This is a genomic window from Pseudoflavonifractor phocaeensis (assembly GCF_016901955.1).
Classification (GTDB): Bacteria; Bacillota; Clostridia; order Oscillospirales; family Oscillospiraceae; genus Flavonifractor; species Flavonifractor phocaeensis_A.
On record NZ_JACJLC010000009.1, the window covers coordinates 22,619 to 49,085 of the forward strand.

At 62.1% G+C, this 26,467-nt stretch carries 23 protein-coding genes and 1 pseudogene; 4 read left to right on the top strand and 20 right to left on the bottom strand.

What is annotated here, in order from left to right; translation table 11 throughout:
• Nucleotides 1-10: 10 nt before the first annotated feature.
• The 8 genes from H6B51_RS03550 to H6B51_RS03585 form a co-directional block, all read right to left on the bottom strand.
• Complete coding sequence (locus tag H6B51_RS03550) at nucleotides 11-769, bottom strand: hypothetical protein (RefSeq protein ID WP_204882366.1); 759 nt, start codon at nucleotides 767-769, stop codon at nucleotides 11-13.
• A 105-nt stretch (nucleotides 770-874) separates the two neighbouring features.
• Nucleotides 875-1,288, bottom strand: coding sequence for a single-stranded DNA-binding protein (locus H6B51_RS03555; RefSeq protein WP_204882367.1), 414 nt, complete (start codon nucleotides 1,286-1,288; stop codon nucleotides 875-877).
• 337 nt (nucleotides 1,289-1,625) lie between these two features.
• Entirely contained in the window at nucleotides 1,626-1,868 is a 243-nt protein-coding gene (locus tag H6B51_RS03560) for a hypothetical protein (RefSeq protein ID WP_204882368.1), read from the bottom strand.
• Between the two features lie 98 nt (nucleotides 1,869-1,966).
• Nucleotides 1,967-5,818 carry an S-layer homology domain-containing protein gene (locus H6B51_RS17590; RefSeq protein ID WP_243421115.1) on the bottom strand — a complete coding sequence of 1,284 codons (3,852 nt, stop codon included), beginning with the start codon at nucleotides 5,816-5,818 and terminating at the stop codon, nucleotides 1,967-1,969.
• A gap of 100 nt (nucleotides 5,819-5,918) precedes the next feature.
• Nucleotides 5,919-6,446, bottom strand: a complete 528-nt coding sequence (locus H6B51_RS03570) for a hypothetical protein (protein WP_204882369.1) — start codon at nucleotides 6,444-6,446, stop codon at nucleotides 5,919-5,921.
• Nucleotides 6,447-6,448: 2 nt separating this feature from the next.
• Nucleotides 6,449-7,144: a hypothetical protein gene (locus tag H6B51_RS03575; protein WP_204882370.1), complete on the bottom strand. Its 696-nt coding sequence runs from the start codon at nucleotides 7,142-7,144 to the stop codon at nucleotides 6,449-6,451.
• A gap of 29 nt (nucleotides 7,145-7,173) precedes the next feature.
• Nucleotides 7,174-7,578, bottom strand: a complete 405-nt coding sequence (locus H6B51_RS03580; protein WP_204882371.1) for a zinc-finger-containing protein — start codon at nucleotides 7,576-7,578, stop codon at nucleotides 7,174-7,176.
• 20 nt (nucleotides 7,579-7,598) lie between these two features.
• A complete protein-coding gene (locus H6B51_RS03585; protein ID WP_204882372.1) occupies nucleotides 7,599-7,946 on the bottom strand; it encodes a hypothetical protein in 348 nt (115 codons plus the stop codon).
• 173 nt (nucleotides 7,947-8,119) lie between these two features.
• Between H6B51_RS03585 and H6B51_RS03590 the strand changes: the two genes are divergently transcribed.
• Both H6B51_RS03590 and H6B51_RS03595 read left to right on the top strand, forming a co-directional pair.
• Entirely contained in the window at nucleotides 8,120-8,413 is a 294-nt protein-coding gene (locus tag H6B51_RS03590) for a type II toxin-antitoxin system RelB/DinJ family antitoxin (protein ID WP_204882373.1), read from the top strand.
• On the top strand, nucleotides 8,406-8,714 hold the full coding sequence (locus H6B51_RS03595; protein WP_335342101.1) for a type II toxin-antitoxin system RelE/ParE family toxin: 309 nt from the start codon (nucleotides 8,406-8,408) through the stop codon (nucleotides 8,712-8,714). The genes H6B51_RS03590 and H6B51_RS03595 overlap by 8 nt, the downstream gene beginning before the upstream one ends.
• Nucleotides 8,715-8,751: 37 nt before the next feature.
• On the opposite strand, the gene H6B51_RS03600 is transcribed toward H6B51_RS03595, so the two are convergent.
• The 11 genes from H6B51_RS03600 to H6B51_RS03650 all read right to left on the bottom strand — a co-directional run bounded on the left by H6B51_RS03600 (nucleotide 8,752) and on the right by H6B51_RS03650 (nucleotide 22,417).
• Nucleotides 8,752-10,116 carry a C39 family peptidase gene (locus H6B51_RS03600; protein WP_204882374.1) on the bottom strand — a complete coding sequence of 455 codons (1,365 nt, stop codon included), beginning with the start codon at nucleotides 10,114-10,116 and terminating at the stop codon, nucleotides 8,752-8,754.
• A gap of 22 nt (nucleotides 10,117-10,138) precedes the next feature.
• Complete coding sequence (locus H6B51_RS03605; RefSeq protein ID WP_204882375.1) at nucleotides 10,139-11,293, bottom strand: hypothetical protein; 1,155 nt, start codon at nucleotides 11,291-11,293, stop codon at nucleotides 10,139-10,141.
• A gap of 11 nt (nucleotides 11,294-11,304) precedes the next feature.
• Nucleotides 11,305-12,420, bottom strand: a complete 1,116-nt coding sequence (locus H6B51_RS03610; protein ID WP_243421116.1) for a S1 RNA-binding domain-containing protein — start codon at nucleotides 12,418-12,420, stop codon at nucleotides 11,305-11,307.
• A 5-nt stretch (nucleotides 12,421-12,425) separates the two neighbouring features.
• Nucleotides 12,426-14,324, bottom strand: coding sequence for a VirD4-like conjugal transfer protein, CD1115 family (locus tag H6B51_RS03615; protein ID WP_243421117.1), 1,899 nt, complete (start codon nucleotides 14,322-14,324; stop codon nucleotides 12,426-12,428).
• Nucleotides 14,290-15,420: a hypothetical protein gene (locus tag H6B51_RS03620; protein ID WP_204882376.1), complete on the bottom strand. Its 1,131-nt coding sequence runs from the start codon at nucleotides 15,418-15,420 to the stop codon at nucleotides 14,290-14,292. The genes H6B51_RS03615 and H6B51_RS03620 overlap by 35 nt, the downstream gene beginning before the upstream one ends.
• Nucleotides 15,421-15,585: 165 nt before the next feature.
• Entirely contained in the window at nucleotides 15,586-16,227 is a 642-nt protein-coding gene (locus tag H6B51_RS03625) for a DUF6100 family protein (protein ID WP_204882377.1), read from the bottom strand.
• Entirely contained in the window at nucleotides 16,224-16,757 is a 534-nt protein-coding gene (locus tag H6B51_RS03630) for a DUF5697 family protein (protein WP_204882378.1), read from the bottom strand. The genes H6B51_RS03625 and H6B51_RS03630 overlap by 4 nt, the downstream gene beginning before the upstream one ends.
• Nucleotides 16,744-19,674, bottom strand: coding sequence for a VirB4 family type IV secretion system protein (locus tag H6B51_RS03635; protein WP_204882379.1), 2,931 nt, complete (start codon nucleotides 19,672-19,674; stop codon nucleotides 16,744-16,746). Before H6B51_RS03635 ends, H6B51_RS03630 begins: the two co-directional genes overlap by 14 nt.
• A gap of 12 nt (nucleotides 19,675-19,686) precedes the next feature.
• On the bottom strand, nucleotides 19,687-21,309 hold the full coding sequence (locus tag H6B51_RS03640) for a hypothetical protein (protein WP_204882380.1): 1,623 nt from the start codon (nucleotides 21,307-21,309) through the stop codon (nucleotides 19,687-19,689).
• 10 nt (nucleotides 21,310-21,319) lie between these two features.
• Nucleotides 21,320-22,030: a hypothetical protein gene (locus H6B51_RS03645; RefSeq protein ID WP_204882381.1), complete on the bottom strand. Its 711-nt coding sequence runs from the start codon at nucleotides 22,028-22,030 to the stop codon at nucleotides 21,320-21,322.
• A gap of 3 nt (nucleotides 22,031-22,033) precedes the next feature.
• Nucleotides 22,034-22,417: a fimbrial protein gene (locus H6B51_RS03650; RefSeq protein WP_204882382.1), complete on the bottom strand. Its 384-nt coding sequence runs from the start codon at nucleotides 22,415-22,417 to the stop codon at nucleotides 22,034-22,036.
• Between the two features lie 398 nt (nucleotides 22,418-22,815).
• Between H6B51_RS03650 and H6B51_RS03655 the strand changes: the two genes are divergently transcribed.
• On the top strand, nucleotides 22,816-24,264 hold the full coding sequence (locus tag H6B51_RS03655; RefSeq protein ID WP_204882383.1) for an ATP-binding protein: 1,449 nt from the start codon (nucleotides 22,816-22,818) through the stop codon (nucleotides 24,262-24,264).
• Between the two features lie 75 nt (nucleotides 24,265-24,339).
• On the opposite strand, the pseudogene H6B51_RS03660 reads toward H6B51_RS03655, so the two are convergent.
• Nucleotides 24,340-24,789: pseudogene (locus tag H6B51_RS03660) on the bottom strand (IS3 family transposase); the annotation flags it as partial.
• Nucleotides 24,790-24,810: 21 nt separating this feature from the next.
• Between H6B51_RS03660 and H6B51_RS03665 the strand changes: the two are divergent.
• Nucleotides 24,811-26,211, top strand: a complete 1,401-nt coding sequence (locus H6B51_RS03665) for a relaxase/mobilization nuclease domain-containing protein (RefSeq protein WP_204882385.1) — start codon at nucleotides 24,811-24,813, stop codon at nucleotides 26,209-26,211.
• Nucleotides 26,212-26,467 lie beyond the last annotated feature (256 nt).

The window sequence follows — 26,467 nt, forward strand, 5'->3', positions numbered from 1 at the left end:
TCTTTTGTTGTTACCAGGAGATCAGGAGACCCCGCTCATCCGTGTCGGCAGACAGGCCCTCCTGCTTCAAAACCTGGGTAAGCTGCGGCCAATACATCCGCTGCGGCAGGTCGGGCAGGGTTTCCCGGGTGGGTTCCTCGCCGCCGTCCTCGTTCAGCAGGACGATCTCGCCGTTCTCCTTCACCGTCAGGCTGCTGTGGCCCCGGGACTGGAGATCGGGGATCAGGGTATCCAGGACCAGCCTGCCCCGCAGCTCAAACCACGCCTGCGGGTCCAGGGACAGATCCCCGGCCTGGCCGGAGCCGGGCGTGACCGGCGCGGTCTTGACCAGCTCGCACCGGAGGTTGGCCATCTGATCCAGGGTGACGTCGGCATATTCATAATCCGGTACGCCATAGAGCCGGAGCCGTCCGGTGCCGCCTGTGACGGCGAAGGCCGCCGGGTCCTCCATGGTCCACTCCCAGCGGGCTTTGGGATAGGCCGCCTTCAGGAGTGCGGAGATCCGGTAATTGACGTGGCGCAGCAGCACGGCGGACGCCTGAGCCCCGGAGGAGGTGTCTTGCCTGTCCAGCCGCTCCAGGCATTGCCGGTAGAGCCGGTTGTTCCGCCATACCGGCAGCAGCCGGGCCCGGGCAAGCCAGATGCCCCAGATGCCAAACGCCGCCAGCAGCAGGGGAATGAGCCAGTCGCCCCGTACCAGGGCCAGGATGGCGATGACCACGCCGATCAGTACGGAGATACCGCCCCTCAGGGGAGATTGCCATTTCATCGATCGTTACCACCTTTCTGTTTGTCTGAAAACAAAAAAGGAACCGCACTGGTGCATGAGTCATTCAAACACACAGTGCGGTTCCTTTTTCTTCGCTCCGGGCCGTTATCCCGGAAGGGTCTCCCGCTCACCGTCGATCACCGGAAGCGGTTCCGGAGTGGGAGGGCTGAGCGGTTGTCCCGCTGGACCGGGCCGGGCGGTTCTGACGCCGGGGGGCAGGACGCTCCACTGGCGCAGCCGCAGCTTCAGCCGCTTGTCCCGGGTCGTTCCGTCCCGCTGGACATAGTCCGCCAGTTCCAGAAAGCCCCGCACCCATAGACGGGCGCCCCGGCCTATCTTCTGCTCCAGCAGGCTCTGAGCCAGATCGTCCCATGCCCAAACCTCAAAGTACTGTTCCCGGGCGGCCTCTCCCCGGCCGATTCGTTCCGCCAGGGTGAATCGCAGGTAGAGCGCACCCTGGTGGCTCCGCTTCGGTTCCAGGTCATGGGTCACCCGGCCGATGGTACGCAGGTCTGCCATATCGCTCCTTTCTGCCCTTATGGGCCGTGTTGTATCTATATAAAAAGCGCCAGCAATCGACCGGAGCTCCGAAGGGCATGATCGTACTACTGACACTTACGTACAAACCTGACAACGTGCGCAGGTGGAGGTTTCGCTCCACACACAGGCTTACAGCCGGTGCCCCGCAGGGGATTTGGCGCATCAATCAATTTCAAAAGGATTATACCATATGAAGCGCCTTGAGTCAACAATAAACACAATATATAGTATATATGATTTTGGCGGTGCGCAGATATCGCGGACGAGACAGGGAAGGGCGGCGCGGGGAACAACCCGCGCCGCCCAGTCACGAGGGTCAGATCCGGACAAAAAGGCCTACGGGGCAGATATCCTGGTATGCGGGATCATCGATGTACCAGCAGCCGGGGCCGGTGACATCCCAGCGGATCTCCAGGCTGATCTCATGCCAGCCGTCGGGAAGCAGGGCGGTGTAGCAGCTTCCGGCGTGGATGCCATAGCCGTTGAGCAGGAGCCTGGGATGTGGGTCGTGGTCCTCCGGGGCGGGGAGCTTCAGCTGGCTGATGCGGCGGGATCTCATAGGACAGGCCTCCTCTATTTTATTGTTCACTGATAAAACAGGAGGCAGCTGCGTATTTTTTGCAGACTATTTGGAAGTTCCCAATCGTGCGCGCATCATTATTTCGCCCAAAGCTCTCCGCCGTCGGAGAAGCTGGCCTGGTGTCCGTTGGCGGCCTCCAGAATGTCATAATAGGCCCAGTAGCCGCTGAGGACGTCGGGGAACCGCACCAGCCCACGGGGGTTATCTGTGATGTATTCCTGGTCGGCCTCACGCCCCAGCAGGCGGTTGACGATGGTGACGACCTCGGCGCGGGTGATTGCGTCGTCGGCGTGGAAAGTGCCGTCGCCGTAGCCTGCCACCCAGCCATACCGGGCGGCGTCGGCAATGTAGCCCGCCGCCCAATGGCCGGGAGACACATCCCCAAAGCCGCCGTACTCCTCCATGATGGCGGGATCGCCGTCGCCATAGGCGTCAAAGAACCGCACCGCCATGGCAGTAAACTCAGCGCGGGTGATGGACTCATCCCCGTGGAACAGGCCGTCGGCGCAGCCCACGGTGATGCCGTAGCGGGCCAGATAGGACACATACCCGGCGTACCATGCGTCGGCGGGGACATCCTCAAAAGCGGAGGCAGCGGGGCCGGTGATACGCTCTCCGTTGCGCTGGGCCAGCAGGCGGGCAAAGATGGTGGCCGCCTCGCTCCGGAGCATATCCCGGTCCGGCCCAAAGGTGCCGTCGGTGTAGCCCACCACATAAGCCCCGTGGGTTTCCAGCTCCGTCACCTCGGGAACTGTCAGCTTGCCGTCCTCGTCGGTTTCCCCGGTTGCCTTCTGGCCCAGGTCGCCCTTGACGGTGACGGTCAGACCCTCCTGGGGCTCACGCTCCTGGTCGGTGACCGTGACGGTGATCCGGTTGTCCTCGTCCATGTCGGTACCCTCCGGCAGGGTGACAGTGATGGTACCGGTTTTTCCGATAGATACCCCGGCATCCTCAATGGGCCGATTGGTTTCGTGATCCTCTACCTTGACGGTCAGGGTGTGGCGGTCCCCGTTGGCGTCCTCCCAGCCCACGGTGCCCTTGCCGTCCTCATTGGTGGTATCCGAGCCGCCGGGGACGGTGAGCTGTCCGGCGGCGTCGGTCTTGCCGCTGCTGAAATTGTTGTTGCGGTCGGTAACAGATACACACATGTCCGCCACGGGGGACTTGTCCTCAGTAAGCTGAACCTGGATGGTGGTCTGGTCGGCGTAGTCCAGCAGACGGCCAGAGGGCAGCCGGATGGACAGGGACTGGTCCTCATGGAGGGTGACTGTGGCCCCGGCTACAGGATTATTGGTGTCCGTGTCGGTGACGGTCACCAGATAGCCGCCCACGATGGCCTCGCCCTTGCTGTCCGTGGTGGCCTGCTTGTAGATTTTCTCGATGGGCCGCTCTTCCAGCTTTTCGCCGCAGACCTCGCACTCCTTATGCTTGCTGCCCTCGCTGTCGGTGGTGGGTTCCCGGTCAATGATCCAGTCGCCGGGCTGATGCCCTGCCGCCTCGGTGCAGTCATCCCTGTAGGTGTCGCCGCAGTTGGCGCAGGTGTGGGTGGTGTAGCCCGGTTTCGTGCAGGTGGGGGCGGTGACCTCCTCCTGGTAGTCATGGCCCAGGGCCTCCGCCAGGACTGCGCCGCAGGTGGTACACAGCTGGGGAGTGGTGCAGGTGGCCGCCTGGCCGGGCACATGGCCTGCGGCGCTGGCGTAATCCGTTTTATAGCTGCGGCCGCAGTTGGCGCAGGTGTGGGTGGTATAGCCCAGCTCCGTGCAGGTGGGAGCGGTGACCTCCTCCTGGTAGTCATGGCCCAGGGCGTTGGCGATCACCGCGCCGCACTTGGTACAGACCTGGGGCTGGGTGCAGGTGGCGGGGTCGCCGGGCACGTGGCCCGTGGCGCTGGTGTAATCCGTCTTGTAGCTGCGGCCGCAGTTGGCGCAGGCATGGGTGGTATAACCCAGCTCCGTGCAGGTGGGGGCGGTGACCTCCTCCTGGTAGTCATGGCCCAGGGCCTCCGCCAGGACTGCGCCGCAGGTGGCACACAGCTGAGGAGTAGTGCAGGTGGCGGGGTCGCCGGGCGTGTGGCCGGTTGCCTTGGTATAGTCTGTCTTGTAGCTGTGGCCGCAGTTGGCACAGGTACAGGTGGTATATCCCATCTCGGTACAGGTGGGAGCGGTGACTTCCTCCCGGTAATCATGGCCCAGGGCGTTGGCGATCACCGCACCGCACTTGGTACAGACCTGGGGCTGGGTGCAGGTGGCGGGGTCGCCGGGCACGTGGCCCTCCGCGGAGTTGCCCTCCAGCCGGGTGATCCCGCAGCGGGTACAGCGATATTCGGTCACGCCCTCACCGGAGCAGGTGGCCCCGGTGATTTCGGTGCCCTCGTCCCAGCTGTGGCCCAGGGGGTCGGTATAATCAGTGACAAAGGAACTGCCGCAGCCCTCGCAGATATGGACGGTCCTGCCGCCGCTCTCACAGGTGGCCGGGGTAGTCTTGGCAGCATAGTTGTGGGCCAGGGCCGGGGTAATGTCCTCAATGTGGCGCTCCCCGCAGACGGAACAGGTCCGCAGGGTGTAGCCGGGGCTGGTACAGGTGGCCGGGACGACGGTGGTGGCGTAGGAATGCTCGCCCTTGGGGGTGGTGGTTTCCTTCACATCTCCGCACCGCTCACAGATCTCCAGCACCTTGCCGGAGGTCTCGCAGGTGGCCTCCCGGATGACCACGCTTTGATAGTCGTGGCCCAGGGCAGCCTGATAGTTCCGCTGTTCCAGCATACCGCAGTCCAAGCACAGATAGCGGTCATAGCCCAGAGTCAGGCAGGTGGGCTCCACGCTGTCCAGCAGCATCCAGTTGTGGTTGTTGCCGCAGCCCTTGTCCACGCAGCAGCTGCCGTCACAGTCCGGGTCGTGGCAGCCGCAGTCCGGGTTGCCGCATCCGCAGGCGCAGGAGCCGTCCTCGTTGGTGCCTTCGTCCCGCAGGTGGACATAGGCTACCCCATTCTCCACCATATCAGCGCCGGCATAGCGGTAGGTGATCTCATAGTACACGGGATAGTCCCCGGCCTCGGTGTAGTTGGGGGCGTTGGTCAGGGTACAGCCGTCTGCCGTGTGGCCGTAGCGGATGGAGGTGGTGACGCCTGCCTCGGAGAGGTCGGACACGGCGACGGTGTGGGGCTGACCGTCCGCCACGCCGAAGTAGTCCGCGACCACGGCCTTGGCAGCGATGTAGCTGGTTTCCGTGTAGCCGCAGTCGGCGCAGGCCTCCATCTCCACAAACCGCTGGTGGCCCAGTTCAGAGCGGATGGCGGTGTCCATGTGGTGCCGCTCCAGGGCGGCGCTGCTGGAGCTGAAGGTGCCGTAGCAGAATCCGCAGTATCTGCCCGAGGTGGTGGTGACCTGATGGTACTGGCTGTCCACCTGGGTGACCTGGGTCTCCTGGGACAGCTCCTGGTAGAATTCCTCAAAGCAGTCGAACAGCCAGTACACGTTCCGGCCGCAGGGATAGCCGGTGAGGCCCATGTTGCTGTTGATCATGCCGCAGTGCTGGCAGATGGCCTTGGTCCAGTGGTGGCCGGTGTAGTAGGCGTTCACGCCGGGGGTGCCGGAATCCAGGTTGCCCTGGGTCTTGCCGTCGGCACAGATGCCGTCCGAATATTTCACGTTCCGGTTCAGGGCCGTCTCCCCGGAGCGGGTGTACTCCGGGGTACGGTACACCAGAAAGCTGGTCTCCATGTCGCACTTGGCGCAATAGAATGTCTCCTGGGTGACCACGGCGTTGGCGTCCAGCTCGTCGGTGCGGTCCAGGGCCTGCTGCCAGTGTTCGGCGGGGTCGTGATAGCTGTCCACCTGGCCTGCGAAGGCTGTGGGGAACAGGGAGAGGGTGACCGCCAGGACCAGGAAGAGGGCGGTCAGCCTGCGGGGAAACCTGTGGACGTGTTTCATATCGTACCTCCATTTTTGACAGGAGAACGCCCTTGAGACAGAGAGCTCAAGGGCGTTCCGGTTTGGTCGTGATTATGTTGTATTATGGGTCGGAAGAAGATCAGAGAGGGCGCTCACCTCCTTGCCCGGTATCCTCCGGGTTTTCCTGACGGCCGCCGGAGTCCGGCGCCCTGTCGGCCCTGTAGGGCCCCAGGTCCTCCATGCCCAGGAATTGATCCCGGGGCCGCAGCGGCTCCGGCAGCGGCTCCGCTCCGGCGAACCCCGCCTTTTGGAAGTAGAACCGGTATTGGTTGCCGATCAGCAGCCGGGTCCGCTTGTCCAGGGTCAGGGTATGCTCCAATCCATGGGCGGTGAGCAGCCGGACGGTCTGCTGCTCCCGCAGAGGCTGGCGCCTGAGCCCGATGCACACGCCCTCTACGGTTTCATAGGCCCGGCTGGCCGCCGCCCGGTAGAAGAGCAGGCTCCGGACCAGCACGGCCAGGGAGAGAAGCAGGCTGAGGGCGAAGAGGAACAGGTCGTCCAGGGCCAGCCAGGCGGCCAGGCCGGCCAGGGGAAAGAGGGCGCAGATTGCCAGATTGACCAGCCACCGCCGCTGGAGGGCCTGGGGCCATTGGGAAAAGGGTTCCATGGTCACACCTGCTCAAAGATGAGCTGCTTGCGCAGATACAGGTTGGCCACAGCGATGGTGACGGGTTCCATACTCCGGGCCTGCCGCATGGTGAAGCCCAGATTGTCGCTGGTGGTCTCCCTGTCGCCGTAAAGGGCGCTCAAAAGTTTGCTTTCGGTGGAGACGTCGGAAACCTGATGCTCCACACACTTGATGAGCTCGGGGACAGAGAGCACCGCCTGCCGGGACAGATCCAGAACCAGACGTTCCTGCTGGCTGGGCTTGTCCCGGCGAAAGACCCGGACGGCGTCGGGGAGCGGGGCTCCCTGGGTCAGGAACAGGCTGAAGAAGGCTGCCAGGCGGAGCGGCAGACGCTGAGGGACGGGGATGGGGTACAGACCGGTGAACAGATCGTAGAGAGCGTCCAGGGCGGTCTCCCCGGTGCCGGCAGCGATGAGGCCCCGGTGGAGCAGACGATACAGGCAGGTCTCAAAGTCCCGCCTGGGCGCGGGCAGGAGCTCCCGTTCCAGCCTGTGGTAGCCGCGCTCCAGCTGCCTGGACTCCATCAGATGCCAGGCCAGGCAGCTCCAGAGCGTCATCTCCTGGGGGTCCACCTCGTAGACCCTGTCATTGCGGATCACCACGGGGTAGCGGTCCCCGGCGGCGGTAGATCGGCACTGATAGTGCCCCACGGCGGTATAATAGCTGTGCTGTGGCATAAGATACCTCCCAAATGAATTTGTATGGACTACGACGCCAGGCCGGCGGACTTGGCGATCTGCCGGCAAAAAGCGATGACCTGGTCGCAGCGGTCCATGGAAAACTTCGCGATGTGGGCCTCCTCAGGGGGTAAGCCCAGGTGGAGCTGGAGCAGCCGGTAGGCCTGGGTGCGGCTCATCAGGCCGCTCCGCCAGAGCCGGTCCAGGGCCTGGTGGGCCTGGTTGCGCTTTTTTCGCAAGGCCGGGTCCGCCAGGGTGCCCATGGGCATGTGGGTGCGCCGGTGGGCGCTGACATAGCAGTCGCAGGCGGGATATCTGGCGCAGACATAGTATTTGGCGCTGGGATCGGGGGCTTTGTCTCCGAAAATGACGCTGGCAGGGCGCAGCAGCGCCTTGGAGTGGCATTTGGGACAGGTCAGATGTACTTTTTTCATGGGTGGATCACCTTCCATCATCAGAGTGACGAGGGGATGAAAGGCTGGCCGCTCAACCGGAGCAGGGGGCATTCCGTGCTTGTGTCCAGCTGCCACTGGAGATAGCGGGCGTACAGCGCCTCAAAGGCAGCTCGGCTGAGGGAACCGACGCACTCGTCGGGCTCGATCCTCCGGCCCAGGGCGGCCTCCAGCCGATGAACCGGGAACACCACCGGTTTGCCATCCCGGTCCGCGGTCAGGAGATGGCCTGCATGGCGCCTCTCACAGGGCTGACAGCAGGGATCACAGGGAAGAAACATGGCGTTGCGCCAGTTCCCGCCGCAGCAGGAGAGAAAGGCGCACAGGGCTTGGGCAGCTGCTGTTGTCATGAAAGACCTCCTAAAAATCCCCTCATAATAATACGCACCGGATCAGAACAAAAACGGCCGGTTATTTTGTGAACATTTTGTAAAAACTCCAAAGCGGCAAGGCCGCACTCCCTATGAGATTGACAATGTATATGCGTTGCAGTACAATTTGTGGGAAAGGAGCGGTGAGAACGATGCCAGGAGATTGCAACATCAGTATGCGGGTGGACTCCGCATTGAAGAGTCAGGCCGAAGAGGTCCTGTCCCAGGTGGGGATGACCATGTCCGGCGCCTTTACCATGTTTCTCAAACAGATCGTCAGGGAACGGTCGGTTCCCCTGTCCCTTTCCCTCCAGTCCAGCAATACGGTTTACGCCGACCTGCTGGAGGCGCAGACTGAGCGCCTGCGGGGTTATCAGGGGCGGGACGCCCGGACGGTGCTGGCGGATATGGAGCGGGTGATCGGGGAGGTCGAGCGCGGTGGGTAAGTATACCGTGGTCGTATCCCGGCGGGCGGATGAGATGCTGGTGCGGCACGCCCGGTTTCTGGCACAGGTCAGCGTGCCCGCAGCCCGGCGGCTGGTGCGGGAATTTGAGGAGATCCTGGATGCCCTGGAGAGCAGGCCCTTCCAGTTCCCGCCCGAAGAAGACTACAACCTGCCGGAGGGCGTTTACCGAAAAGCGCTGTTCTGCAAATGGTACAAGGCTTTGTTCACCATCGGGGAGGACCGGGTCTATCTGGACGCTGTGCTGGATTGCAGACAGGATCATACCGGGTTTTCCACCTGAGGGGTGGCAAGCGGTCAGCGGGGCGCTGGCCGCTTTTTTATCCGATGATCCAGAAGGGCCCGCCGGCGGCAGCCCGGCGGCTGGCCTCGTTGAGGATGATGGACAGGTCCCAGGCCTTCTGGCTGCGGGTGTAGCTGGAGGGATCCGCCACCAGGATCTTGTCTCCCTGGACGCCCCGGAGCACGATGAAGTGGCCGCCGGAGGTGAAGTGCCCCTTGGTCATCAGGGCCACCACCAGCTTGCCCTGGCTCAGGGCGTCCACCAGACGCTGGGGCTCCGAGGGGGTACAGCCCTCCACGGGGAGCCCCCAGGCTTTGGCCGCGTTGGGGATCAGGGCGTGGAAGGAGCCGCTTTTGCTGCACCAGTAATGATGCTCATAGGCCCACCGGGCCATCTCCACCGGGTCCACCAGATCGTCGGTCAGAGAGGATACCACAATGGCCATGGCGGTGGGGCCGCAGCCGTAGCCGCCGATGTGATCGGTGCCGTAGGGCTGGGAGGCGTACCGCTGATCCAGTTGATTGTAGTAGACCACCGGCGTGGCGCCGTCGGTGAAGCGGATCTGGCCCAGGGCGGGGATGCCGTTGACGGCGTCCTCCGAGTGGATGCCCTGATAGGTGCCGTCCCCCAGGAACTGGCTGAGGTTTTGCGCGAAATCCTCCGCGATCTCCTTCTGATCCTGGGACAGATGGAAGATCTGGTCGGCAAAGTAGGCCTCCCCCTGGTACACGATGGTGTAGACATACCAGGTTTCCGACCCGCTTTCGTCCTCCGGTGTGGTGGGATCATCCTCGGTCACCCGGGTCTCGGTGGTCATGGTGTAGGTATACAGATGCTCCTTGCCCCGGCGGATGGTGGCTTCCATATGTTCCAGGGAGATGTTCTCCCAGTCCTGGTCCATGGAGGCGCAGTATTGGCCGATGAGGATGTTGGTGTTGCTCAGCAGGTTTTCCGCATAGGGGTTGACGATCTCATAGTGCTCCCCGCCGGTGCCACTGAAATCCGCCTGGATCCGTTGGGTCACGTCGTCGATGCCCTCCCCCAGCAGCGTCTGGATGGAGGCGGTGATTCGGGTCATTTCATCGGAGATGACGGTCTCGTCGTTCAGCACCGGCTGCTCCGAGTCCCCGGAAAAGGCGTCGGCCAGCCCGCCGAAGATGAGGGCGGGGAGCATCAGCAGAAAGAGAAGGGGGAGGGCCAGCAGCGCCGCGGCCGCGGCGCAGGCTTTGGCGATGGTGTGCCGGGACTGGACCACAGCCCCCAGCACGGCGCCGAAGGGCCCGGCGGCAGCGCCCCTGGCGGCTCCGGCCACGGCCTTGCCGGTCTTGACCGCGCTGAGTACGGTGTGGGCGGCGCTGGCGGAGCGGAGCAGGCTGTTCTGATCTTCCTTATGTTCTGCCATGGCCTATCCCTCCCGGCGGGCGTCAGGATTTTTGAGGTGGATCGTGTGTTTCATGGGCTGGATCGTCCTCCTGATCGATTCTGAATGTGTGCCAGTCTCCCGCCCGGCCGCCGCGGACGGTGTAGCGGTGCTCCCCTTGTGTCCAGCGAACCGTAAAGGTCTGGTTCGCCAGCCGTCTTGCCAGTCTGGGCCTGAGTTCCACCGCCACCATGCCGTCGGGGCAGGGTTCCACCGTCCGCAGATCGATTGAGGGGTGGGCGGCGTCTGTTCGGAACCGGGCGATGAGCCGCCAGTCCCTGGGCCTGCCGCTGGGGATGTAGACCCGGACATTGGTCCGCCGGCGCAGACAGACCAGGACCAGACTCATAAGTGCCGCCGCCAAGGGCACGGAGGCCAGGACTATGGACGGCACAGGCAGAAGGGAAAACGAAAAGGGGATATCCGGCTCTGCCGCGGGTTCCGCGGGCTGCCCGGTGTATACCACGGTATAGGTGACGCTGTCCACGCCGGAGTTTGTGACCTGGCCGCTGTACTGTGCGGTGGTGAGATAACCCGTGGCGCCGCTGTAGCTGGTGGTGGCGGCGTAAATGGCCACCGCCTGATACCGGGGCACGGCAGGGACTTCTTCTGACGGCGCTTCTTCCTGCCACTCCACATGGACCAGAGGCAGGGTGGCCCCGTCCCGTTCCGTGCTGGCGGGGATCTGACCGGCGTCGTTGCCGGGCAGGTCAGAGAACACCTGGATGTCTGTCAGGGTACCGTACCGCTCCTCGTGGCCAGCCGCCTGGATGTCCAGGGCGGTGTGGTCCAGGATGAGCTCCCCGGTATAGCCGTCCTGGTCATAGGGAATGACAGAGTCCAGTTCCATCAGGATGGAGGCCAGATCATCCTCCTGGGTCTCCACCGTAACGGTTTCCGTCACCGATTTGACATCCAGAGCGGTGTGTTCCTCCTTGGTGGTATAGGCCCAGGTGTAGGTGCGGCCCTCATAGAGGAAGGGGTCTTCCCTGAGAGAGTCCGGGTCGGTCTGGGGTGAGACCACGAAGGTTTTGATCAGACGCTGGCTGCCGTTCCGGTCTTCCACCACTACCTGCTCCGGAAGCTCCGCCCCGGCGGCATTGGCGGCCAGCCCCAGGGCCAGCAGAAAGGCCAGAAACGGCCGGTACAAATACCTCATACCGGCGGCTCCTACAGATGCTGTTTGATGACCCGGGTGATGATCCCCACGGCCACGCCCCGTTCCTGGTCCAGCCGGGTGACGGCGAAGCTGACCTCGTCCCGCCGGCCGGGCAGCCGCCGGTCCAGACAGGTGTGGGCGATGGCGTTGGCCCCGTTGTGCAACCGGATGTAGATGACCCCGTTGCGGGCATCGGTGACCTGCCCGGCGTAGCGGCACTGGAGGGAGCACTGTTTCAGGGCGTCCCGGCTGGTGGCCCCGCTGACGCTGCGGACATCCGCCGTGATGGAGAGGGAATTGGGGTCGGATTTGTCGATGGTGCGTACCCGGACCAGCACCCGGTCCCCTACGCTGTACGTGTCCCTGGCATCCCCCATCCAGGCGTCGGACAGATCCCGGGCCAGAATGGCGCACTCCACGCCAAATACCTCCACCCGCAGCAGCTTGTCCGTCACGCCCACTACCCGGGCCTGGACCACCCGGCCCTCATAGATCAGAGGCCGGCCGTTGTCGTCCGTGTCCAGATAAAAGGTCTGGCGCTTGCGGAGCATGGCCGCCCGGCGGCTGGCCACCACGCTGCGGGTGTTCTTGTCCAGGCCCCGGACGATGAAGTCGATCTCCGCCCCCAGCATGGAGGCCAGGATACGGTTTTGCCGTTCCACCAGGGCGCGATGCTCTGCCCCGTGGGGAATGGGTTCAGGCTGGAACAGCATCTCCTTCAGGGGGATGGCCACCCGGAACCCCTGATAGATCACCACGGCGATGGTCATGCCCGATTCCGTCCGCTCCACCCCGTCCAGGGTGCCGGTCAGGATGCGGCCGGTGATGTGGGAGGTGCGGAGGGCGTGCCACACCAGTTCGTCCCGCTCCCACTGGGTCTCCACGTGGTCCCCGGCGTCAATGGTAAGCACAGGCGCGTCCTGGCTTGTCCGGGTTTCCGGAGCCCGGGGAACAGCGCGCCCGGCGGGAGGCAGGGTCTCCTCCGCAAGGGGCGGCGGGTCAGCCTGGGCGGGGGACGGGGGTTCCGGAGAGCCCTCAAGGGAACCGGGTGCGCTTGCGGGAAGGTCCGGTTCCTGATCGGGCCGCAGGGTCTCCGCCTCCTGGGGGAATGGATTGTTCATAGACATAGGCGTTAATCCTCCTTTTGCTTCATAATGGCGTTTTTGGTTGCGCTGACGATCCGCTGGGACGCCCGTCCGGCCTGGCGGGACGCCGACCTGGGGGCGGACGGGGCAGGCGGGGCGGCGCAGGCCTGCGGGGGAACGGTCCCCCGCCAGGCGGGCACATGGTCCGCCGCTTTGGCGGGCCGCAGCTTTTTGGATTCGGGATGCTTAGAGTAGTCGTATTTTTCTACCTCCAATACTTTTTTGCCCCGGAGGATCACCAGCGCCCGGTCCACATCCAGGCGCAGCACCTCGTCCATGGTCATCAGCCTGCGCTTGCCTACGCCGCTGGTCTCCCGGTATTCCGGGGTGTAATTGGACACCCGCCAGGTGCCCAGATGTCTGGCCTGGCTGGTGACGCGGATGCTGGCCTCGCCGGTGCGCTGGGAGATGAAGTCCGCCGTCAGGGCATCGGTGCAGCCCAGGAAGAGCTGTACGTCGCAGTTGCCCAGAATCTCCTGCCACTGATTGTACGGATAGCGGTTCTGGAGCCCGGCCAGGTTCTGGAACACGCAGGACATACTGATGTTCCGGGAGCGGATGACCGAGATCTTCCGGGACAGGTCGGGGATCACGCCGCAGGCGCACAGCTCCTCTCCCAGCACATGGACGGGTACCGGCAGGGCTCCGCCGGGGCAGCGCTCGTCGGCGTAGCGTACCAGGCGGAGGAAGGTGAAGGAGAGGAACAGGGAGGAGAGGAAGTCAAAGGCGCTGTCCTGGTCGCTGGTGACGCAGTAATAGGCGCAGGGCTCCTTCCCGGGCAGCTCCAGGTCGATCTCGTTATAGCCGGTGATGTGGCGGATGTCCTGGTTTTGGAACACCTGGAGCCGGGAACCCAGCCCGATGATGACCCCGCTCCGGACGCTTTCCGAGGACTGGCGGAAAATGCTGTAGGGGGCCTTGGCGGGGTGGCTGACCGGCAGCACGTCGAACAGAGCGTTGAGCTCCCGATCCGAACTGCTGGCCAGCAGCTGGTAGACCTGGCCCATGTTCCGCCTGTCCGGCGGGAAGCACCCCTCCACGTAGAGAACCAGGGCTTTGAGCAGATTGAGCTCCGCACTGTCCCAGAAGTGGTCGCCCCGCTCACTGCCGGTATTTTTGATGATCACATCGCAGATCAGCTGGGCCATCAGCTCCTGGCCCCGGATCTCGGACAGGCAGTTCCAGGAGTCGGAAGCGGTGGGGGTCACCAGATTGAACACCTTCACGGTGTAGCCCTTGTCCCGCAGATAGGCGCTGGTTTTTTCATAGAGTTCGCTTTTGGGGTCCGTGATGATGATGCTGGACCGCCGGGCGGCGCACTGGAGGATCATGTTGACGCAGAAGGCCCTGGTCTTTTTGGAGCCGGAGGCGCCGTATACCGCCAGATTGCCGTTGAACCCGGTCTGTTCCGGTACGCAGACCACCTGCCCGTCCAGTTCCCCCAGGATGATCCCGTGGTGTTTCCGGACGTCAGGCGTCAGGTCCAGCACCTCCCGCAGTTCCCGGCGATCCATGAAACCGGCGGTGCCGTAGGTGCCCTTGTCGGAATAGGTGAGGTTGCGCCGGCTGTCGTAAGCCCCGGCGTCGCCGCTGCCCATCCGCATGACCATCAGAATGAGCAGAGCCAGAGCGGCCGCGCACAGCCCCAGACCATAGAGCCCGTAGGGCAGGCGGAAGGCGGAGGACAGGCAGACGGCGAAATGGGGATCGGGGAGCGGGGGCGCGGTGCCGGGGAGCTGTCCGGCGGCGGACCAGTCCTGGTAGTTGGAAATGAGCTGGGACAGATACCCGCTGCCGTACAGCAGGGCCAGCAGGGCGGCGGGACCGGCCAGCAGCAGGGGAAGGATCTTCTTAGGGGTGATGGAAAACACTCCTTTCATACGCATCAAAGTCAACGCTCTGGAGGGTGATCCGGGGGCCGCAGACCTGCCGGAGGGCGGGGGCCTGGAAGTCAAAGCAGATCAGCGCGCCGTCCATCCCCCGCAGCTCCAGGGCGGTGTCGAATTTGCGGATACGGGGCATATCGCAGAGATAGGCAAAGAGCACCGGCAGGCCGTCCCATGTGCTGGCGTCGTGGTCCGCCGGACAGGCGGGGGTGGGCGGGGCCAGGTTCTGGCGGAGGATATCGTCCAGGTCCGCCCGACAGGCGGAGTCGCACAGCAGCCACACCAGCACCTCGCCCCGGTGGTCGCTGGGCAGGAAATAGAAGTGGTCCAGATCGCCGTCCAGCACATAGTAACTGTGTCCGGCCCCTTTGGAGCCGTCTAGAATGGGGATGACCTGCTCCATGCCGGAGCCGAACACCAGGGCGATGATCTCTGTGCCCACCGTCTGCCCGCCCCATTGTCCGCGGCACAGCTCTGTCTGGAGCAGCGCCTTCAGCCGCAGTTCCGATTTGTACTCCCACTTCATCTGGGCGTCCGCCGTATTGTAGACCAGAACAATACCGCCATCCGTCAGCAGGATGCCGGTGGCCCTGGAGTTTTTGATTTTCATACCCAGAGGCTCCAGCTCTTTGAGCTCCCTGGAGGAGTAATAGAGGGGGAGCGGGTGATCCCAATGGGCGGACGGAGCGGCCTGGAACAGCGGAGGCTTTTCCCAGCGCAGGGCGGGGATGCCGGCCAGGCGCATGGTCACCAGCACCTCGGCCATCCGGTGGAGCCGGAGGCGGCGGGGCAGCTCGCTTTTCAGGGTGTTGGGCTCGGACCGGCCGGTCAGGTAGGGCCTGAGCCGGTCCGGCTGCCGCTCCAGCATCAGACGCTTGGCGGCGGCGGTCAGGCGATAGCCCCGGGTGCTGTCCCGGTAGTAGGTTTTGAGCAGGCCGGCTCCCTTGAGGGCCTTGACCACATTTTTGAGATAAGCCGGCCCGCCGTTCAGCCGGGAAAGCTGTGCCGCCGGGAACTCCCCGCAGACGGCGGTCAGGGTGAGCAGCTGGTCGGCCAGCGTATCCGGCGCCGGCAGGCGGCGGGGGCTGTGGCCCATCACGATCAACTCCTTATGAAAAGCGCGTTACCGTAGGGCTTTATAACTTGGGTAAAATCCGGCGATGCCTGGGCCGGCCCAATGCCGGAAAACACAGGGATCCGGGCCTTTCGCCCCACGTCCCAAAGGAAGCGGGACGGATCGGCTGAAAATGGGACATGGCGCTCAGGCGTTCCGGCGCCGGGATAGCCACTGGGGGAAGCGGTCGCCGGACATGATGGAGATACGGGTGCAGTCCCGGGGCCCCAGCTCGGTGGTGTGGTAGGCGTCGCACAGCAGGCCGCTGTCGTCTGCCAGCAGGAAAGAGGCGGCTACGTCCAGAAACTGCTTCCACTCCAGATTGTCATAGTCCCGGACCCGGCGCTCCGGCAGCTCCCGGCAGTAGACGTGGGAGAAGCACACCACGCAGTGGGCCAGCCTGGGCGCGGGATGCTGCCGGGTATACCGGGCCAGGGCGGTGCGGAAGGGGTCCAGCAGATATTCTGCGCTTTCCCCCTGCCGCCGCTTGGGCAGCAGGCCGGGCAGGGTGATCTCCAGAATGCCGTCCTCCGCCTGGATCTGGATACCCTGCATGACAGCGGCGGAGGTGAGGTAGTTCTCTTTTTTGATCGCGGTGGTGGTGTAGACCAGGTGCCGCAGCCGGCAGGCGATCCGCTCCCCCCGGAGGGCGGCGTCGGTGGACAGCAGCTCGTATTGATGGGAATTGCGCTGGAGATCGATTCCGTTCATGGCGTACAGCGCCCGGTTCAGCCGTTCCACCTCCGCCAGGATGGAGACGATCCGTTGGGACAGGATGGCTCGATTCATATACACGCTCCTTCTGTCTGATAATATTGCACCGTCCCCTGGGGGGAGACGGTGCAGAACCCCCGTACATTGGGGATGCGGATCAGGGGGATCTGCTCCGGGCCGTCCACCAGGACGATGAACTGGGAGGCGTGTTCTTCCGCGTGCTCCAAAAGGCGGTTGATCCACTCCTCCTTGCCCGGGGCAGCCCGGACGATCTCGTAGACCTGGCCGCCGGCGAAAAAGATGAGGGTGGCGGGGTAGTCCCCGGCGGCGTGGAACTCCACCTGGTCGATGAAATCCAGCAGGACCCAGACCGAGGCGGTCAGGGCCGGGTCGGCAGAGTCGAGGGACTGCCCGGCGGGGAAATAGGTCTCGCCAACCCTGCGGACCCGGCCCTGCCGGACCAGATAGGACAGCAGATTTTTCACCTTGTCCTGCCTGCCGGGGTAGAGCCGCAGCAGCTGGGCTTCGGTGAGCGCCCGGTACATGCACAGATCCCGCAGGATGCCGGCGGCCTCCTGGCGGTAGAGGGCTTCACGGGTTTTCACAGCGGGGCCTCCTTTCCGGGTGGGAGCCGACGGCCAGCAGGGCCTGGAGCTCCCGGCGGTCGGTGGTGATGAGCTCCTTTTCCAGCTGGCTGCATTTGATCTCCACGGCGATGTTATTGTTGTTGGTGCTGATAAGGGCGTTGCCTCGCTCAAAGTGTGTGATCTCCATCACCTCCGCCTCGGACAGGCGCAGGATGCTCTGGACCCGCTGGGCCTCCTCGTCCTCCAGGTTGAGCACGATCTTGGTTTTGGCGTTGTTGATGATGCCCTTGCCGAACTTGCCGTCCTCCAGGGCGAAAAAGTCATTGATGTCCTGGGTGGCGCAGATGGCGCTGCCGCCGTAGCCACGGATGATCTTGAAGATCTCCAGCACAAATTCGGCGGCCAGCCGGTTGCTTTTGGCCCCGATGAGCTGCCAGCACTCGTCGATAAAGATGGCCTTTTCCGCGGTGCGGTTTTCCTTGGCCTTGTCCCACACGTAGTCCAGGGCCACGAACATGCCCGCCGTCAGCAGATCCCCGGTGAGCTCCGAGATATCCAGCACCGTGTATTTGTTGTCCAGGGATACATTGGTCTGCTGGTTGAAGGAGCGGGCGGAACCGTTGACCAGGCGGTTGAGGATATTGGCCAGCCGCCTGGTCTCCGGGGACTCCAGCAGGACCTGGTGGAGATCCCCCAGGATGGGCATCTCCCGGTAGCGGCCGGGGTGCTCCGGGTCTTCCAGGGTTTCGTTGGCGTGGGTGATGCCCTTCCGGGCATACGTGCGGATCATGGCGTCGTCCAGAAGCTGGCGCTCCTCGTGGTTCATGTCGGGGATGAGCAGGGAGAAAAAGACATGGAGCTGCTGGATTTTGGCGGCCAGCAGGGACTTTTCCGCCCCCGGCCCATCCAGCAGATCGTCCACCGATTTGTCCGCCTTCCGGATCTCCATGATATTGATGCAGCTGCGGGAGGCGGGGGAAATGGAGATGAACTCCCCGCCGATGTTGGCGCAGGCCCGGTGGAACTCATGGCCTTTCAGGGGAGCGATGATGAACACCTGGATGCCCCGGCGGCGCATCCGCAGGGCCATAAGCTGGAGGGTAAAGGTCTTGCCCGCGCCGGAGGTGCCCAGAATGGCGATATTGGCGTTTTTGTACACCTGGGAATCGAAGATATCCACCACGATCAGGGAGTTGTTGTGCTTGTTGACCCCCAGCAGGATGCCGTTGTCGTCGCACATCTCGTAGCTGGTAAAGGGGTAGCAGCTGGCCGCACCCAGGGTGAGGACGTTGCGCCTGGAGCGTTCATACAGCCTGCGCTCCAGGCTGGCCAGAGGCATGGCGGATAAAAAGGCCTGCTCCTGACAGAAGGAGCAGGTCTGTACATCCAGGTCCCGGGATATCATCAGCTTTTTCAGTTCGGCGATTTTCCACTCCAGATCGTCCAGGGTGGCGGCGGTGACGGTGACCAGCAGATTGAGGAAGTAGAAGTCCTCGTTGTTGCTCAGGCCGTCTTTCAGAAAATATCCGCTCCGGATGGCTCCGTCCAGGTCATCGAAGTCGGTGTTGGTGTCGCTGGTCTCCTTGATGCGGCTGCGGTTGATGCGCAGCTGCTGGCCCAGCTTGCGGACCATCCGGTCCTTGGGCTGGCGGGTGAGGAACATATCCAGGTCGATGCCGTCTCCGGCGTTGACCAGCAGGCTCAGCCACCCGGCGGGCACCTGGGTTTTATAGCCGCCGGAGGGCACCAGAAGCCAGGCACAGTACAGCCCGTCTACCCGGAGGTACCTGCTGTGGGTAAAGTCGATCTCTCCGGGAGCGTAAAACTCGTTGCTGGGGATGTGTTCCACGCTCCGGCCGGCGGCCAGATAGCGGGCCAGCACCTCCTCGGCCTTTTCGGCAAAGGGGCGGACGCTGCTTTCTGCCCGGCAGAAGATATGGTATAAGATCTCCGCCGTGGCCTGGTCTTCCTCCTCCGGCAGCAGCACCTCGTTGCCGCACTGGCGCAAATAGTTGGCCGCGGTCCGGGCGGCAGTCTGGAGGGAGGCGATGGCCTCGGACTCCTCGCTGCCCCGCCGGGCGCCGGGCAACGGCTCATATTCAAAGATGAGGAAAAACCGACGGGTGATGGCCTCCCGGGAGCCCAGCCGCTGGATCAGCTTCAGATAGTCCTCCTGCAGGGCCCGGCAGCGGGGGTCGGTCTCCGCCTGGAACTCCTTGCGGACGGAATCCAGGTGGCGGTTGATATCCGCCCGTTTGCTCAGCACTTTGAACTGGAGCTTCACCGGTGAGATCTTCAGGTAGCTGATGAAGGAATAGATGATATTCCGCTGCTCCCGGGCGCTGCGCAGCAGGAAGTTCACCGGAACCACCTCCACCAGTTTGACATACCGGTGATCCCTGGTGTAGAGGATGCCGTTTTCTACCTTCTCGATGGGAATATATTGGGCCAGCGGGTTGAGGGGCGCTCCCGCCTCATCCGCCAGAAAGGTTTTGAAACGGTCGATCCTGTGCCCTTTCAGATCAATGGAGAGCCGGTTCCGGCTTTTGGACAGGGACTGCCCCTTTTCCTGGCCGCCGCGGTCTCTGGCCCAGCTGGGCAGCAGCTTGTTCTTCCCACGCTTGCCGCCGCCCTCCGCTTTTTTGCCCAGCACTCTGCGATTGCGCAGGAAGCTGAGACACAGCAGGAAAAAATCGGACAAGCTGGAGCCGTTGATCCCGATGAGGGCCAGCAGAGCCAGGGGCAGGGCGGTCACGCAAAGCAGGATGATCCGGGTGGTGAGAGAGAGGGACAGATTGAGAATGGGCAGACCTGTCACCGCCCCCAGAATGCCCGCCTCGATGACGTTGCGGACCTTGAACGCGCCGCCCAGCAGGGTGCCGCCCTCGATAAAATTGGGGGGTATCACATAGAGCTCGTGATCTTCTGATTTCATGGCGTGGTCTCCTTACAGACGGTCCTTCCGCTTGGGCGGATCAGGCAGCCGCTTGACGATGGTTTTCTGAGAACTGATCTCACCGTCGGGGGCCTGGTAGGGCGTGGAAGACACGGTATCCGCCCCGTATTCCTTGTACCAGCCGGCGCCGTCGGCGGTGGTGATCCGCTGGTGGGGGCCCTGGGGCCGGGTGTATTGCTGGGTGTGGTACATCCCGAAGGGGATGCCCTGGGGATACTCGGGAGAGTATTCGGTGCCGGTGATCCGTCCGCCGCCCATTTCCACATCGGCGTATCGGATTTCCGGGGCGGCGTTGCCCTGGGCGGTCAGCCCGGTGTAGCAGGACAGGGCCTGGGCGGCAAAGGGGCCGGAGATGGTACCCTCAGAGCGGATCTCACCGGTGGCTACCCTGCCGATCACCTGGCTGGCAAAGGCGCCGCCGGACTGCATGGAGTGGAAGAAGAGCTTGCCGCCCAGGCTGGTGTTGTGCTGGACGGTTTTGTGGTTGGTTTGCGCGGAGGAGCTGACGCCGGTATTTTGTACCGTGGTATGATCCGCCCGGACGGCGGGAGACTGCCGGCTGTCGGCGGAAGGGGCGTCTGCCCGGTCCGTCATCACAGTGTGGACCCCGGCGGCGCTTTGCTCCGCCGAAATGACCTGTGCTTCGGCGGGGGAGCGGTCTGTCAAAAGGGTTTGGGCATCAGAAACACTGTGGGTTTCTGTGACGGCCTGGCTCTCCGCGGCGGTATGGTCCGCCTTCACCGTTTGAACGTGGGATGCGCCATGCTCCCGCGAGAGGGCCTGAGTGTGGTCGGCAGTGTGATCCGCGGAGACGGTTTGGATATCGGTGACGCTGTGGTCTGCGGAGACAGTTTGAGTCTCGGCAGCGGTGTGGTCTGCGGAAATGATGTGAGTCTCGGCGGCAGAGTGATCCGATGAGACAGTCTGAACTTGGGTATCGCTGTGGTCACCCGCAACAGTCTGAACGTGGGTATCGCTGTGGCCATCTGTGGCAGTCTGGACGTGGGCAGCGGTGTGATCCGAGGGAACGGCCTGTGTGTCCGACCCGGGGGGCTGTGTGGGAGCCGGGCCGGCTTCCGTTCCCATGGGGCCGGAGGTGTGGGTGTGTATGGTCTCTCCACCGCGGCCGGTGGGGGGCGTTTCAGCCACCCGTTCCGTGGTGCTGGCGGCGGTTTTGGCGGCGTCACTGGTGATTTTGCGGCTGATCACGCCGGCCAGTCCGCCCCGCAGAAAGCCGGAGTCTCCGGCGGAGGGGCCGCTTCCGCCGGACTTTCCGGCGGAACCCCGGCCAAACCCGATGATCTTGCCGCCCAAACCGGCCGCCATGGACACACCCCGGGCGGCGATCATGGCCTCCGCCAGCATGGAGCCGCCGGTATGGCCTACGTTGACCCCCAGGCTGGACAGGAAGCTGTCGATTTTTTGGGAGACCTTCAGAAAGCCCACGGCGCAGAAGAACCAGATCAGCACATTGCCGCTGACCGTTTCCTTGCTGGTGGCGCTTACCGCGGCCTCCACTTCGCTCTCCTCAATGGCGCCGGCGGTGATGGTGAGGGCCATGGCACACAGGAGCAGAACAGTGAATGCGGAAAACAGAGTTCGGGATAATTTCACAGCGTGCCTCCTAGATTGACAAGGGATTGGCGATGAACGAGCCCACCATGCTGGTAAACAGCCGCAGGCACCAGGCGTTCATCAGGAGCAGGAAGATCTGGCCGCCCAGCATCCGGCACCAGCTTTTGAAGATGCCGGAGGTGCTTTGTGCCGCTCCCATGGCAAAGGCCACCGGGGCGGTGTAGACCAGTACCCCCAGAAGCACGTACCGCTCTGCCGCTTCAAACAGCAGTTTGATATAGTTCCAGGCCAGGATCAGCACCAGGATCAGGACGATGAGGGTCACGGCGCCGCTGGCACAGACGCCGACGATGGTGAGCATGGCGGAGTTGAAGCTGGCGAAGTCCAGGGCGGGCAGAGCGGAATTGAGGATCCACTGATAGGGCGTGCCGCCGATCTCCAGGGCCAGGTCCACGATCTGATTGCTGTAATAGGCCAGCAGAATGAAGATGATCGCCCGGAGGGTGAGCTTGACCGGGTCTTCCGCCTCGGCGCCCATCCCCAGCCAGTAGTTTTTGAACAGGTTCCAGATCCAGAGCAGCAGGATCAGGCCGATGGCCAGCGCCACCAGCAGCTCATACATGGTCTCTGCCGCCGGGAAATAGCGCAGAAATACGTCCATATTGCAGCCCAGAGCGCCCAGAACCGAGGTGTTGATCAGATCAAGGCCGTGCATGACCTGTTCCGCGATCCACGCGACGATGCCGTCTAAGATGCCCATGGCTCAGCCGGTCCACTGGCCGCCGCTGAAGAAGGGCGTGATGTAAGCCATGATGAATCCCAGACTGTTGAGAATGGCCCAGGTGATGATGATGCGTTTGAGCCAGGCCCTGGATTCATCCACCGTCCGGCCGGAGCGGGAGAAGTTCATCAGCAGCAGGGCCACGGCGGCGGTCACCACGGCCGCCACGGTAGAGATGCCCAGAATCTTGTTGTAGACGTCCTTCATCACGTCGCTGGCTTTCTGCCAGATGGTGACGCCGGTAGCCGAGGCGGGCATGGCGGTGAGCAGGGCCAGGTTGGCGGCCAGCCAGGTGTGGCCAAGGACAGACTTCAGTCCACGGCGGCGGCCGGCGGGGGAGCGGGGCGGCGATTGCGTTTGTTTCAAGACAAGACCTCCTTCATTTTTGGAAACAAAAACAGCACCCGAACGGTTCGGGTGCTGCTTGTTGTTCCGGGCGCAAAAAACGCTGGATAGCGTTTGTGCCGGACGATATTTGGTTTTGAACATGGTTTTAAGCATATTTAGTGTAACATATAGAGATTCCCGGTTCAATAGCAAAACCATGCCAATTTACTGCCAATTTGCTCTTATAGCAGAAGGGCTGCCTCGTTGGCAGTTTGGCAGTGCTATGATCCTGAATGACATGGTATAATAACACCACACTCTGGATAGTATAGCAGCGTAATTATCAATATTAGCTGTATTTTATTATAAGTATACTTATAATATTTATTGACAAATATGAAAATTAGAGCTATTCTATTATGGAAGGAGGTGGCTGCATGGCTATCATCAGCAAGGAAGGACTGCTGAAAGTGCTGGTCTCCTACAACCCCTGGTGGAAAACAGGAGTCGTAAACCCGAAACTGTCCAAAACCTATAAACGGTTCGCCTTTTATGAGGCCATGAAACGCCTGAATCAAACGGACATCCGGCGCACAGTGGTTTTAACCGGAACAAGACGGGTGGGAAAGACCACCATACAGTACCAGATGATCGAGGCTTTGCTCCAAAGTGGTGTGCCGCCTCAGAAGATCGTCTTTATCTCCATGGATCATCCCATGCTGAAGCTGAGCGCCATGAACGAGATCCTGGAGTGCTATCACGAAAATATCTATCCCGAGCAAGATGTCTACTACTTTTTTGACGAGATCCAGTATGCGCAGGATTGGGACAAATGGCTGAAGGCGATCTACGATATGCGGCCGGACACCAAAGTGGTAGCCACCGGCTCGGCCAGTCCGGTTTTGGTCAAGGGGAGCCAGGAGAGCGGCGCCGGGCGGTGGTCGGCCATCCAGGTCCCCACGCTGTCTTTCTATGAATATTGTGAACTGCTGAATGTGGATCGCCCCGACCTGCCGGACGATTTGAAGATCACCCCGCTTCTGTATAAGACCCAGCAGGAACGCACTCAGATCATGCTGCAGCTCTCCAAGGTGCAGAACCACTTTAACCGCTATCTGCAAGTGGGCGGCTTCCCCGAACTGGCCCTGGCCGACAACGACATCTTGGCCCAGCAAGTCATGCGGGAGGATGTGGTGGACAAAGTACTCAAGCGGGACCTGCCATCCCTTTACAAGATCCGCAACGCAACAGAATTGGAGCGTATCTTCCTATATCTCTGCAATGTTTCTTCTGAGATCGTTTCTATCGAAGCCATTGCAAAGGAACTGAATGGCGTTTCCAGACCTACCATCGAAAATTATATTGACTATTTGGAAAGTGCCAACCTGATTTATCAGAGTTGGCCGGTTAATATGGCGGGGAAAAAGGTCCTCAAAGCCAGTCCCAAGATCTATATTGCCGATGCGGCCATCCGCAATGCGGTTTTGATGGATGATTCCATGCTGAGCGACCCGGTGGAAATGGGAAAGGTTGTGGAAACGGCCGTTTATAAGCATGTGGCCGCATTTTATTATCAGCAGGCCGCATCGGTGGGATTCTATCGTGGTGGCAAGCGGGGAAAGGAAATCGATGTTGTCGTGGAATACTCCAATTCCAAGAACATCCTCATTGAAGTGAAGTATCGGGAGGGTGCCCCCATACCAGATGATTCCGCCATCGTAGAGTTGAGCGGCGAGGCTGCAGCCTCCATCGTGGTGACCAAAACCGCCAATGATTTCGGCGTCCTCAATACAAAAAGTGGAAAAGATCTGATCCGTATCCCGGCCTTTGCGTTCCTTTATCTGCTTGGTCATGAAGAAAAGCACGGCTACCGCAGAATGGAGTAATGACAGCACATAAAGGGCCTGTCGCAGAATGAAGTGACCCCAAAAAGTTAGACAATATTTGAAAGTAAAAATTGTTTAAGCAACCGAGAGGGCTTGCTGTCTGTGAATTGCAGGCGGCAAGCCCTTCAGCTTTGCCTTGATGCGACGGTTGTTGTAGTAGTCCAGGTAGTCCAGCAGTTCCCCCTTGAAGTGTTCCATAGATTTGAATTCTTGCAGATACAGCAACTCACTTTTGAGTAAGCCAAAGAAATTTTCCATGACAGCATTGTCCAGGCAGTTTCCTTTGCGGCTCATGCTCTGTCGGATACCCTTGCTTTTCAGCATCTGCTGGTACTGCTTGTGCTGGTACTGCCAACCCTGGTCGGAATGAAGGATTAATCCTGTTCCATCCGGGATTGTTTCAAAGGCTTTTGTGAGCATTGTTGTCACCATGCTCATAATCGGACGCTCGGAAATAGTGTAGCTGACCAGATAGCCGTTGTGCAGATCCAGGATTGGAGAAAGATAGAGCTTCTGACCGAAGAGGCTACGGCCACAACGCGGATCATGCCCCACCATATCAGCAAGGGGGAAACCATCGCGCAGTCCTTAAAGGATCGTTTCGACTATGGACAAAACCCGGAGAAAACCCAGGGCGGCGAATTGATTTCCGCCTATGAGTGCGACTACCGTACCGCCGACGCCGAGTTCCTGCTGGCAAAGGCAAAGTACAAGGCAACCACAGGCCGGGAGCAGCGCCGGGATGCGGATGTGCTGTGCTATCAGATCCGGCAGTCCTTTCGCCCTGGGGAGATCACCCCGGAGGAGGCAAACCGGGTGGGCTATGAAACGGCTATGCGCTGGACAAAGGGGAAACACGCCTTTTTCGTCGCCACCCACACAGACCGCCAGCACATCCACAATCACATTTACTACAATTCCACCACCCTGGACTATACCGGGAAATTCCGGGACTTTTTCAGATCGGCGGCAGCCCTGCGGCGGCTCTCTGACCGGGTATGCCTGGAGCATGACCTGTCCGTGATCCAAAACCCGAAGCTCCACAGCAAGGGTCGCTTTCTCCACTATGGACAATGGATCGGGGAGCGCCCGCCCTCGGCCCAGCAGCGGGTGCGGCTTGCCGTTGTGGAGGCCCTGGGGAAACGCCCCGCCGACTTTGCGGCGTTCCTGCGGCTCATGGAGGAGTCCGGCTTTGCGGTGAAGCGTGGCCGGGGCGGTGTCATTTCCTTTCTTGCCCCTGGGCAGGATAAGCCCACCCGCCTGCGCTCGTCCACCCTGGGCCCCGGCTTTGACCCGGAGGACATCCGGGCGGTGATCGCCGGGGAGCGTCCGATCCCGGAGCTGCCCCAGGAGGGCCCGCCCCCGCCCCGGCGTGTCGATCTCATCATCGACATTCAAAACCGTCTGGCCCAGGGCAAGGGCCCGGCCTACGAGCGGTGGGCCAAGGTCTATAACCTAAAGCAGATGGCCGCCGCGCTCCTGTATCTCCGGGAGCATGGGCTGACGGACTATGCGGCGCTGTCAGCCAGCACCGAGGCGGCGGTGGATCGGGCGCACAAGCTGGCCGGGGAACTGCGGGACACCGAGGCGGCGCTCTCCCACACGGCCCAGCTCATGGGGGCGGTGGTACAGTATGCAAAGACGCGGCCTGTGTTCGATGGTTACAAGGCGGCCCGGTATAGCAGAAAATATCTGGCCCAGCATGAGGCGGAGCTTTCTGACTACCGGGCGGCAAAGGCCGCCATGAGCGACCTGCTGGGCGGGGCGAAGCTCCCGAAGATGGACGCGCTGAAAAAGCGGCGGCGGGAGCTGGCGGAAAAGAAAAAAGCTCTTTATGCGGAATACCGCAAGGCCCAGGCGGATATGCGGGAGGCTGTGGCGGTCAAGGGGAACATCGACTGTTTGCTCGGCCACACGGACGAGCGGAACAAGGCCCAGGAGCGATAGCGCCGGGGCCGCAGACAACAAGGACTTCTGGACAAAGTGTCCAGAAGTCCGGCGGGTTTGGGGATCTCCCCAACAAGCATTTTTGCGGTGCCCCCGGCCACGCAAAAATAGCAGGTGTGGGCACACCTGCCCTGCTTGCCGTTTCGTGCAGCCCCCGAAAATAGCGTGAAAACCGCAGCGCGCGCATTTACAGGATTTTGCTTTGACCGCTTGAAAAATAGCGGATTTTGTGGTAGCATAATTGTGTATAGTTTTG